We start from the raw sequence: 11619 nt of genomic DNA, 5'->3' as shown, positions 1-11619 counted from the left end.
CACGTTGAGGCCGGCATCAAGCGCGGCGATGATGTCGGCGACGGTCTCCTTCGCCATTACGCCGCCGGCGTTGGCGGTACCGATCACCATCGTGTTTGCACCAGCGGCCCTGGCCTGCGCCGGCGTCATGTCGGGCAGATCGAGGGTCTGGTTGCAGTCGGCGCGTCGGTTCTGCCCGATGCACCAGTCGGGCCGCCAATAGGCCAGTCCGCGCGCGGTCTTGATCGCCAGATCGTCGGCCCGACCGCCCAGATACAGCAGGTACGGCGGTCCCCAACGGTTGCTGCCGGTTGCTTCGCCGTGGCTGCTCATGAAATCCGCACTCCTGCCTGAATCCGTCCATCGAAAGGTCCGGGGAGCATAACCAGCGGCCAGCATCAGCCACCAATGAAAAGACCGGTACGTGGCATAACTTTGGGTTGTGGTTATGCTAGTTCCGCATCGCCAGCCTCGCCGGCAAAACGAACCGATCGAAATCCTCATGCACCTGCGCTACATCGAACTCTTCCATGCCGTGCTGACCACCGGCAGCATCACCGCCGCGGCGAAGCTGCTGAACATCTCGCAGCCGGCGGCCAGCAAGGCGTTGCAACACGCTGAAGACCGGCTCGGCTTCGCCCTGTTCAGCCGCGTGCGCGGGCGCCTGCAGGCGACGCCGCAGGCGCTGCTGATGCGAGACCGCATCGAGAAGATCATCCAGGACGTGCACGACCTCGAACGTCTGACCAGGAACATGGGTCAGCCGGGAAATTGCCCGCTGCGCGTCACCTGCACGCCGACATTGGCGCTGACCCTGCTCGCCGGCGCGACCGCGCTGCTGCGCAAGGCGATTCCCGACGTGATGGCCGAACTGTCGACGCAGCATTCGGCAGCGATGTGCGAATCGCTGACGCTGCGCGACACCGACATCGGCCTCACCCTGCAGGACACCGGCCACCAGAACCTGCGCCAGCGCGTACTCTGCCGTGGACAGGTCATGGTGATCGCGCCGCCGGGCTGGTGGCCGGAGAAGGAGTTGGCGCAGCCGCTGCCGATCGAGGCTCTGGCCAACCAGCCGATGATCGGCATCACCGTGCGCGACGCGCTCGGCCGCGCGCTGCACGGTCACCTCGCCCAGGTTTTGCCGGCGCCGCGGGTCACGGTTTCGGTGCAGACGTATCAGCTGGCGCATTCGCTCGTCGCCAAGGGCGAAGGTCTCGCCGTGGTCGATCCGTTCACGGCACGCTGCGGCGACGCGGACAGCGTGCAGATGCGTCCGCTGAAACCGCATCTCGAAGTCGTGCTGTATGCAATGCACCGGCCCGACGACCCGTTGAATCCGGTGCAGAAGCGATTCCTCGACCTGGTGCGGCAACTCGCGCACAAGATGCTCGCGCAACGCTGATTTCCAAAACACAGGGTTATGCCACGTGCGGGTCTTTTCATTGGCCGCCTGGCACAGTCGACGACTATCCTCGACACTCGCGCGCGTTGAAGAGGGACTTCGATGAAATCGTTCCGTGTACTGATTCCGGGTCTCGCCATTGCCATCTCTGCGGCTGTGCATGCCGGCGACACGCAGACGAGCGGCTTTCCGCCGCCGCTCCAACCCGCCGATCTGGTATTGCTCGACGCGAACATCGCAACGCTCGACACGTTGCAACCGCAGGCACAGGCGCTCGCCGTGCGCGACGGCAGGATCGTGGCACTCGGCACCGACGCCGCGATCAAGCGCTACGTCGGCAAACAGACGAAAGTGCTCGACTTGCACGGCGCGTTCGTCACGCCGGGCTTCATCGAGGATCACGGCCACCTGATGGACACCGGCGAGTCGCTGATGCAGGTCGACGTGGGCAAGCCGGCGAACTGGGACGAGGTCGTCGCGGTGGTGAAAGCCGCGGTCGCCAAGGCGAAGCCTGGCGAGTGGATCATCGGCCAGGGCTGGCAGCAGGCGAAGTGGAACAAAGTGCCGCAACCGAACGTGGATGGCCTGCCGCTGCCGGCTGCGCTCGATGCCGTGTCACCGAACAATCCGGTGCTGCTCAACCATGCCAGCGGCCACGGCATCATCGCCAACGCGCAGGCACTGAAACTCGCCGGCATCGGCGACAAGACGCCCGACCCCGCCGGCGGTGCCATCGTGCGCGATGCGCAGGGCCGCGCAACCGGCATGCTGCGCGACAACGCGGCCGATCCGGTATTCGCGGCCTACAACAAGTTCCTGAAGACGCTGCCGGCAAGCGAACTGGAAGCGCGTCGCGAACACGCGCTGCAACTGGCCGTGCAGAACGAGATCGGCAAGGGCATCACCAGCTTCGTCGACCAGGGCGAGAGCTTCAGGGCGGTCGACTGGTTGAAGCAGCAGGCCGGCAAGGGCCTGCCGTTGCGCCTGTACGTGTACATCGACGAGAGATCGCCGGCCGAACTCGACAAGCATCTCGCCGAATACCGCAGCATCGGTTACGCCGACAACCACTTCACCGTGCGCGGCATCGGCGAGGACGTCGCCGACGGCGCACTCGGCACGCACAGCGCGTGGTTTCTCGAACCCTACAGCGACGCGCCGACACTCACCGGCCTCAACGTCAACAAGATGAGCGATCTGACCCAGATGGCGAAGATCGCCGCGCGCGACGGATTCCAGGTCGCGTTCCATGCGATCGGCGACCGCGCCAACCGCGAATTGCTCGACATGTACGAGGACATTTTCACTCAGTGCCCCGAGGCGCGGAATCTGCGCTGGCGCATCGAACACGCGCAGCATCTGGCGCCATCGGACATTCCGCGCTTTGCGCAACTTGGCGTGATTGCCTCGATGCAATCGATCCATGCCTGCTCGGATGCGCCGATGGTGGTGTCGCGCATCGGCGAAAAACGTGCCGAGGAAGGCGCCTACGTCTGGAAGAAACTCATCGACAGCGGCGCAATCGTGCTCGACGGCACCGACACGCCGGTCGAGGACACCGATCCGATCGCGAATTTCTACTGCGGCGTCACCCGCGCCTACGCGCGCGGCAAGAAAACGTTTTTCCCCGCGCAGGCGAAGACGCGCATGCAGGAATTGCAGTCGTACACCTGGAACAACGCCTACGCGATTTACGCGGAAAACGAACTCGGTTCGCTCACGCCGGGCAAGCTCGCCGACCTCGCCGTGTTCTCGGGAAACCTGCTGACGATGCCCGCCGAAGACATCCTGCGCACGCGCGTGCTGTACACGATCATCGGCGGCAAGGTCGTGTATCAACGCCCCGATGCGGACAAGTGGCGCAAGGGGCAGTCGTTCGAAGTGATGCCGGAATTCGATCACGCGGAGTGAGAAAACCACAGCGCCTCGCGTGCTGCGAATCCGCGCGAAACCATCGCCTGCCCGTTCGCGGCGAAACCCCACAACCTGAAGTTATGCAAAGCGCCGACCTTTTCATTGGTGGCATTCGCATGCTTGTAACTATGCTTTGCTGCACGATCAGATCGAGTCGGTCTGCAGCGCTTCACTCCAACGAACACGAAATCACTGTGGGGAAATGATGAGCAAATCTCTTGGTTACGCCGTCCCGACGTTGCTGGCTGCCGCGATCCTGCTTGCGCTCGGCACCAACGCAGCAGCGCAGGACACGACTCCACCGGCATCGAGCAATGCCTCGGCCAAGACACCCGATGGCAGCTCTGCCGCGGCAAGGAGCCAAAACCTGGAAACAGTCGTCGTCACCGGTACCCGTTCCGCCGGCCGCACCGTGAATTCCTCGCTGACACCGATCGACGTCATTTCCGCCGAAACACTGCTGCAGACCGGCACGACCGACCTTCCCCAAGCCTTGGCGCGCCTCGTCCCGTCGCTGAATTTCCCGAACTTCTTTGCCTCGGACACGTTCGCGTTCCAGCGTCCGTTCGAACTGCGCGGCCTGTCGCCGGACCAGGTGCTGGTGCTGGTCAACGGCAAGCGCTGGCATTCCGGCGCGCTGCTGATGACCCTGGGCCAGCTCGGCCAGGGCTCGCAAGGCGCTGACCTGAATACCATTCCCATGTCCGCCGTCGACCATATCGAAGTGCTGCGCGATGGCGCCTCGGCGCAGTACGGATCGGATGCCCTGGCCGGCGTCATCAACGTCATCCTGAAAAAAGGTGCGGAAGGCGGCGATGTGCAATTTTCGGAGGGCGTCTATTCCGCGGGCGATGGCAACCAGTGGCAAGGTTCGGCCAATTTCGGCGTTCCGCTGGGCGACAAGGGCTGGCTGCGCCTCGCCGTGGATGACATCAACCAGGACCCCACCAACCGCGCCCGCCCCGACCGGCGCGCCGGGCTGGCGCAACTCGGGGTGAAATTCCATTCCGGCGCGACCGAATTCGAAGCCCAGAACCTGTTCCTCAACGCCCAGTACGATTTCACCCCCGACGTGCAGTTCTATGCCTTCGGCCACTGGAGCCAGCGCGTCGGCAATCCCTACGCCTACTTCCGCTACGGCAGCAACTACCCGGCCTACGCGTCGTCCTCGCTGCTCGCCGTGACCAAAAAGCTCGGGCCCGTCTTTCCTGACGGGTTCACGCCGTTCGAGCATGGCGACGCGATCGACCGCTCGCTGGTCGCGGGGCTGCGCGGCACCTGGAACGACTGGCATTGGGATGTCAGTGCAAACTACGGCGGCAACCAGGTGTTCTACAGCACCCTCAACACGATCAACTACGCACTGCTGTACGACACCAGCAGCAGTCCGCGCAACTTCTATGACGGCCAGTTGAAGGCGCAGCAGCAGACCTTCGACGTCGACATCTCGCGCGAGATCCGGCCGAGCTTCCTGCCCAATCCGGTGACGCTGTCTTTCGGCGCGCAATGGCTGCGCCAGTCGTACGACGTCAAGGCGGGCGAGCTGGGCTCATACTACGTCGGCACGCCCGGCATCGTCGGCGGCGCCCAGGGTTTTGCCGGCTGGGGACCGGCGAATGCGATATCGGTCGCGCGCAATGATCTTTCCGAATACGTGCAGCTCGAGACCAACCTGAGCGACAAGTTGAGCGCCTCGCTGGCGGGACGCCACGAAGACTATTCCGATTTCGGCAGCACCACCTCCGGCGCGCTGTCGCTGCGCTACGATTTCACCGAGGCGTTCGCGCTGCGCGGCAGCGTCTCCACCGGCTTCCGCGCGCCCACGCTGGGGCAGCAGCACTACACCGCAGTCACCTCGTCCGCCTACGGCTCCGGCAATTCGCTGGGATTGCCGGCAGGCATTTATCTGAGCGGTCTGGTCCCGGTGGACAATCCACTGGCCAAGCTGCTCGGCGCCACGCCGTTGAAACCGGAGACCTCGCAAAGCATCACCTTGGGTGGCGTGTGGAATCCGACCGAGGCGCTCAGCACGAGCGTCGACGTCTACCGGATCACCATCGACGACCGCATCGCGATGTCGAGCACGCTTTCGGTGGTAACGCCATCGGTCGTCCAGTACCTGGCCGCGAACGGCATCAGCAACCTGCAATACAGCGGCATCCGCTACTTCACCAATGCCGGCACCGTTCGCGCCCAGGGTATCGACGGCGTGGCCAGCTATCGTGCGGACCTCGGCGACTCGGGCAGCCTGACGACGACGTTCTCCGCGACCTACAACAAGAACAAGGTCACCAACATCGCGCCGAATCCCGCCGTGCTCAACCAGTTGAGCGGCGCCACCTTCCTGCGCCTCGACCGCAATGCCACCCTCGGCCTGCTCGCCGACGCCGCGCCGCGCAGCAAGATCATCCTGAGCGAAACCTACGAGACCGGCCGCTGGAGCGTGACAGGGAGTGCGACGCGCTATGGCCGCGTCACCTTCTATTCTTCAGGCCCCAGATCCAGCACCGATCCGTCATACGACGACCAGGTGTTCCCGGGCAAATGGATTTTCGATGCGGCCGTGAACTACAGCGTGGGCCGGTTGAAGTTCACCCTCGGCGTCGACAACCTGTTCAACACCTATCCGGCCGTCGTCGTTCCCAGCCAGGACAACAACGGCACGTTCCCCTACCCCGGAGCTTCGCCGTGGGGCAGCCAGGGCTCGTTCGTCTACGGCAAAGTGCAGTACCGTTGGTAAGGTTGGCCTGAACATGGACATGAACATGAGCAACTGCGCCGCGCCCCAATCGCACACCCCACCCCGCAGCCCGTGGTGCCCGCATCGACTCGCCGTCGCCCTGATCGTCGTTGCGTTCTGCACGCCCGTTCCGGCGCGCGACACCGGCACGACGACGAAGACGGCCGCGATCGCAAGCGCGAACGCGCACGCGACCGAAGCCGGTTTCAGCGTGCTCGCCGAAGGCGGCAACGCGGTCGACGCGGCGGTGGCGGTCGCCACATCGCTGTCGGTGGTGCAACCGGAAGCCTCCGGCATCGGCGGCGGATTCCTGGCGCTGATCCACGATGCGGCGAGCGGCAAGGACACGTTCATCGATTCGCGCGAGATGGCGCCGGCGGCGGTGAAATCCGCCGACTATCTCAACGCGGACGGCACGCCGAATCGCGATACTTCGCTCAACGGCCCGCTCGCTGCAGGCATTCCGGGATCGCCCGCGGGCCTTGCCTACATCGCGCAGAAGTTCGGCAAGCTGCCGCTGACGAAATCGGTGCAGCCTGCGATCACGCTGGCGGAAAAGGGCTTCCATCCGAGCGAGGCGCTGGCGCGATCGATCGCCCACCGCGCCGACGTGTTGCACCGCTACGCCGCATCGACGGCCAAGTTTTTCCCGAACGGCAAGGCGCCGACGACGAACGACCTCTTCCGTGACGAGGCGCAGGCGCGCACGTTGAAGGCGTTCGCGGAAAAAGGCGCCGACGGCTTCTACAAGGGCGAAGTCGCCGAGGAAATGGTCGCGGCAGTGAAAGCGGCCGGCGGCACCTGGACGACGACCGACCTCGCCAGCTACCAGACCAGGGAGCGCGCGCCGATCGAACTGACCTACAACGGCTACAAGATCCTCACCGCGCCGCCGGTGTCGTCGGGCGGCGTCGTCGTCGGCGAAGTGTTGAACATCCTTACCGGTATCGATCTGAAGGGTCTCGATCAGGCGCACCGCATCCATTACGAAGTCGAGGCGATGCGCCGCGCGTTCCGCGACCACAACGAATATCTGGGCGATCCGGATTTCGTGAAGATGCCGATGGACATGCTGCTCTCGCCCTACTACGCGGACGGATTGCGCCAGAGCATCCTGCCCGAGCAGGCGACGAAGTCCGCATGGCTGCCGGCCGCGCACGCCAAGGAGCCGGGCATGCACACCACGCATTTCTCGATCATCGACAAGGACGGCAACATGGTGTCGATGACCTGCACGGTCAACACCACGCTCGGCTCCGCCTTCGTCGCCGGCAAGAGCGGCGTGCTGCTCAACAACGAGATGGACGACTTCGCTCTCGTCGCCGGCAAGCCGAATGCGTTCGGCCTGATCGGCGGCGAAGCCAACGCGCCGGTCGCGGGCAAGCGCATGCTCTCGTCGATGACGCCGAGCATCGTCATCGGCAAGGATCGCCTCGCCGTGATCGGCTCGCCTGGCGGATCGACGATCATGACCCAGGTGCTCGAAGGCATGCTCGCGTTCATGGACGGCAAGAGCGCAGCCGAGATCACCGCGCAGAAACGCTTCCATCACCAGTATCTGCCCGACACCGTCGAGATCGAACCCGGCAGCCTGCCCACGGACGTGGTCGCGAAGCTCAAGGCGATGGGCCACGACGTGCGCGAGCGCGAGCCGTGGGGCAACATGAATGTCGTGGTCTGGGACAAGACGACGAACACGAAGACGGCGGCCAGCGATCCGCGCAGCAAGAGCGGCCTCGGCAAAGTCCAGGCGATGCACTGACCACGCGTGCTGACCCTCGACCCGATCCAGACCCTCGCGGCCGGCGGCCTCTGCCTGCTCGCCGGCTACGCCATCCGACGGCGATTGCCGCTGCTTGCGCGATTCAATATCCCCGCCCCGGTGATCGGCGGCCTGGTCGTCGCGCTCGTGTTGCTGCTGTGCCGGCATTGGGAATACGTGCCGGTGCAGTTCGATGCGTCGCTGTCCAAGCCGTTGATGATCGCGTTCTTCGCCAGCGTCGGTTTCAACGCGAGCATCAACCTGCTTCGGGTCAGCGGCCCGCAAGTCGCCTTGCTGCTCGCCCTGGCGACGTTTCTCGCCATCGTGCAGAACGTTGTCGGCGTCGGCGTGGCCAAGGCGTTCGGCCTGCATCCCCTGTTCGGCATCGCCGCCGGATCGTCGACGCTCGCCGGCGGACCGGCTACCGGGCTCGCGTTCGCACCGCTGCTCGAACAGGCCGGTCTTGCCGGCGCGGCGAGCATCGCGATGGCCTCGGCGATGGCCGGCATCGTGCTCGGCTCGATCCTCGGCGCGCCGCTGGCGACGATGCTGATCGAGCGCTACAAGCTTGTGCGCGGATCATCCGGTGCCAATGTACCCGCCGCGCAGATCGCCTCCGTAGCGGCAACGGATACTTGCAGCGAGGCGGAACGAATCCAGCGCACTCTCAAGCACATCGTCCTGCTTCTGGTCGCGATGGGCGTGGGTGCATGGATCAGCGACGGCGTGCACGCGCTCGGCGTGACCCTGCCGAGCTATACCGGCGCGATGCTCGTCGGAGCACTGATCCGCAATCTCGACGATCGCTTCGGCTGGTTCGGATTGTCGATGCCGAGCATCGAAGGCATCGGCAGCATCTGCCTCTCGTTGTTCATCTCCGTCGCGCTGATGGACCTGCACCTGTGGGAACTCGCCGGCATGGCGACGCCGCTGCTCGTCGATCTCGCCTTGCAGACGATCATCGTCGTCGCATTCTGTTGCTGGCCGTTGCTGCGTTTGATGGGCCGCGACTACGACGCCGCCGTGATCACCGGCGGCTTCGCCGGCTTCATGCTCGGCATCACGGCCAACGCAATGGCGGTGATGGAATCGCTGGTCGAACGCTTCGGCCCCGCGCCGCGCGCCTTCCTCGTCGCCCCGCTGGTCGGCGCGTTCCTGATCGACTTCACCAACGCCATCGTGATCACGTTCTTCATCAACGGCTGGAAGTGATGCGCGTACTCGTTGCGGGCGGTGGCGTCATCGGCGTGAGCAGTGCCTGGTATCTGGCGCGCGCCGGTTTCGAGGTGACCGTGGTGGATCGCCAGCCCGCGCCCGCGCAGGAAACCAGTTTCGCCAATGCCGGCCAGATCTCGCCCGGCTACGCCTCGCCGTGGGCCGCGCCCGGCGTGCCGCTGAAAGCGTTGAAGTGGTTGTTCTCGAAAGACGCGCCGCTGCTGATCCAGCCGGGCCTCGATCCGCGCCAATACCTGTGGCTGCTGCAGATGCTGCGCAACTGCACGGCGCGGCGTTACGCGATCAACAAGGCGCGCATGGTGCGCCTGTCCGAATACAGCCGCGATTGCCTGGACGAGTTGCGCGCGGAAACCGGCATAGCCTACGAAGGACGGCAACTCGGCACCACGCAGTTGTTCCGCACGCAGGCGCAGCTCGACGATGCGGGCAGGGACATCGCCGTGCTCGAGCAATACGGCGTGCCGTACGAAGTGCTCGATCGCGCCGGCATCGTGAAAGCGGAACCGGCGCTGGCCGGCGTGGTCGACCGGCTGGCCGGCGCGCTGCGCCTTCCGCGCGACCAGACCGGCGATTGCGCGCTGTTCACGCAGCGGCTGGCGGAGCGTGCGCGAGCGGCCGGCGTGGAGTTCCGCTACAAGGCCACGGTGCAAGCCATCGAAGCCTCGGGAAACCGGATCACCGGCATGCGCATCGACGGCGGGACCGAGAAGGCCGACCGCTACGTGCTCGCGCTCGGCAGTCACACGCCGAAGTTGCTCGCGCCGCTGGGCATCCGCCTACCAGTGTATCCACTGAAAGGCTATTCGCTGACGATACCGATCACCGATTCTGCGATGGCTCCGATGTCTACCGTGCTCGATGAGAACCACAAGGTCGCCGTCACCCGGTTCGAGCAGCGCATCCGCATCGGTGGCATCGCCGAGGTGTGCGGTTACAACCTGTCGCTGCCGCCGCGGCGGCGCGCGACGCTGGAAAAAGTCGTCGCCGACCTGTATCCGCACGCAGGCGACCTGGCGCGGGCGCAATTCTGGACCGGCCTGCGCCCGGCAACGCCGGACGGCACACCGGTGATCGGCGCCACCGGCTTCGACAACCTCTATCTCAATACCGGCCATGGCACGCTCGGCTGGACCATGGCCTGCGGATCGGGGCGCTATCTCGCCGACCTGATCGCCGGCGCAACACCGCAGATCAGCAGCGAAGGACTGGATATCTCGCGCTATGGTTGAGCCATGAACATCGGACGAGTGCTGTCGGCGTGCGGCCTGTCATGCCTGCTTCTCGTCGCCGGCGCGGCGCATGCGGATGGCTCCATCGCGAGCGTGCGCATCGGCTTCGATCGCGACGGCATCACTTCCGTGCAGACCGAGGGCTTTGCCGACAAGGCCGCTGCGCGTCGGATCACCGCCAACGATCCGGTGCGCGTCGCCTCGATTTCCAAGCTGGTCACCACGATCGGCGTGATGCGCCTGGTCGAGGCCGGCAAGCTCGAGCTGGATGCCGACGTCTCCCGATATCTTGGATTCAAACTGCGCAATCCCGCGTTTCCGGATGTTCCGATCAGCCTACGCATGCTCGTGTCGCACCGATCCGGCCTCACCGACGCCGCTGGCTACTGGCAGACGCCGCTCGACGGCCGCCTGCGCGACACCCTTGACGACCCGCATGCGTGGGATCGCGAACACGTACCGGGAACCTATTTCCGATACACCAACCTCAATTTTCCCGTCGTGGCACAGGTGATGGAACGCGTCACCGGCGAGCGTTTTGATCACCTCATACAGCGCCTCGTGCTCGAGCCGCTCGGCACCGGCGCCTGCTTCGGCTGGGCCGCCTGCGACGATGCAGGCGTCGTACGCGCAGTCGTGCTCTACGACAGCAGCGGCAAACCGTTGATGGACGACAATCACGGCCGCCGGCCGGGCTGCACGGTGCGACCCGCGCGCGATGGCAGTTGCAACTTGTCGCGCTATCGCCCCGGCGAGAACGGCGCACTGTTCGGACCGCAATGCGGCCTGCGCATTTCCGGCGTCGATCTCGCCCGCATCGGCATGATGCTGCTCGGCGACGGCAGGCTCGCACTCAACGGCGCTCGGCTGCTGACACCCGAATCCGCGCGCGCGATGGCGACGCCACTGTGGCAATACGACGGCCGCAACGGGCTGACCTTCGAGGAGGACAGCGACGACCACCAGCCGGGATTCTTCTGCCGCTGGGGCATGGGCATGCAGATTCTCGCCACGCACGCCGACGGTTGTCGCGATGATCCGTTCGCAGATGGTGTCGCCCGCATCGGCCATTCCGGCACCGCCTATGGCGTGCAGGCGGGCATCTGGCTGGACCGCGAACGCGGCAGCGGTGTGGCGTGGTTCGCGACGGGCATGCCCGAACAACGAATGGATGGGCGTTCGGCGTTCAGCGCGCTCGAAGAAAAGTTCGCCGGCGGAAAATAAACCGCCGCCGATGGCGGCTTCGGATCAACCGGCCTCACGCTGCTTGAGCGCCTGGAACTCGTCGAACACGCGACGCCAGGTGGGACCGGGCTTGCCCTCGCCCACCGCCTTGCCGTCGAGCAAGGTGACA

8 protein-coding genes are annotated in these 11619 nt (G+C 65.2%); 7 read left to right on the top strand and 1 reads right to left on the bottom strand.

The window, feature by feature from the left end:
- The coding region (locus VF497_RS06245; RefSeq protein ID WP_330886775.1) for a DUF1611 domain-containing protein at window positions 1–312 on the bottom strand (312 nt) is incomplete at its 3' end.
- 169 nt (window positions 313–481) lie between these two features.
- On the opposite strand from VF497_RS06245, the gene VF497_RS06240 reads away from it, so the two are divergent.
- From VF497_RS06240 to VF497_RS06210, 7 genes are all read left to right on the top strand, one after another.
- The gene (locus VF497_RS06240) at window positions 482–1384 is read left to right on the top strand and encodes a LysR family transcriptional regulator (RefSeq protein WP_330886773.1); all 903 of its coding nucleotides are present in this window, start codon (window positions 482–484) and stop codon (window positions 1382–1384) included.
- A 102-nt stretch (window positions 1385–1486) separates the two neighbouring features.
- Entirely contained in the window at window positions 1487–3295 is a 1809-nt protein-coding gene (locus VF497_RS06235) for an amidohydrolase (RefSeq protein WP_330886771.1), read from the top strand.
- Window positions 3296–3503: 208 nt separating this feature from the next.
- Entirely contained in the window at window positions 3504–6038 is a 2535-nt protein-coding gene (locus tag VF497_RS06230; RefSeq protein WP_330886769.1) for a TonB-dependent receptor, read from the top strand.
- A gap of 25 nt (window positions 6039–6063) precedes the next feature.
- Complete coding sequence (ggt, locus tag VF497_RS06225) at window positions 6064–7800, top strand: gamma-glutamyltransferase (RefSeq protein WP_330886767.1); 1737 nt, start codon at window positions 6064–6066, stop codon at window positions 7798–7800.
- Between the two features lie 6 nt (window positions 7801–7806).
- The gene (gene gltS / locus VF497_RS06220; protein WP_330886765.1) at window positions 7807–9012 is read left to right on the top strand and encodes a sodium/glutamate symporter; all 1206 of its coding nucleotides are present in this window, start codon (window positions 7807–7809) and stop codon (window positions 9010–9012) included.
- Window positions 9012–10265 (top strand): D-amino acid dehydrogenase, encoded by a 1254-nt coding sequence (locus VF497_RS06215; protein WP_330886763.1) that lies wholly within the window; start codon window positions 9012–9014, stop codon window positions 10263–10265. Before gltS ends, VF497_RS06215 begins: the two co-directional genes overlap by 1 nt.
- Before the next feature lie 3 nt (window positions 10266–10268).
- A complete protein-coding gene (locus tag VF497_RS06210) occupies window positions 10269–11489 on the top strand; it encodes a serine hydrolase domain-containing protein (RefSeq protein WP_330886761.1) in 1221 nt (406 codons plus the stop codon).
- The last annotated feature ends 130 nt before the right edge of the window (window positions 11490–11619 follow it).

The sequence above is a fragment of the Rudaea sp. genome, from assembly GCF_036383415.1.
Taxonomy (GTDB): domain Bacteria; phylum Pseudomonadota; class Gammaproteobacteria; order Xanthomonadales; family Rhodanobacteraceae; genus Rudaea.
The sequence above is the reverse complement of the archived record's forward strand: the minus strand, read 5'-3'. Positions and strand labels throughout refer to the sequence as shown.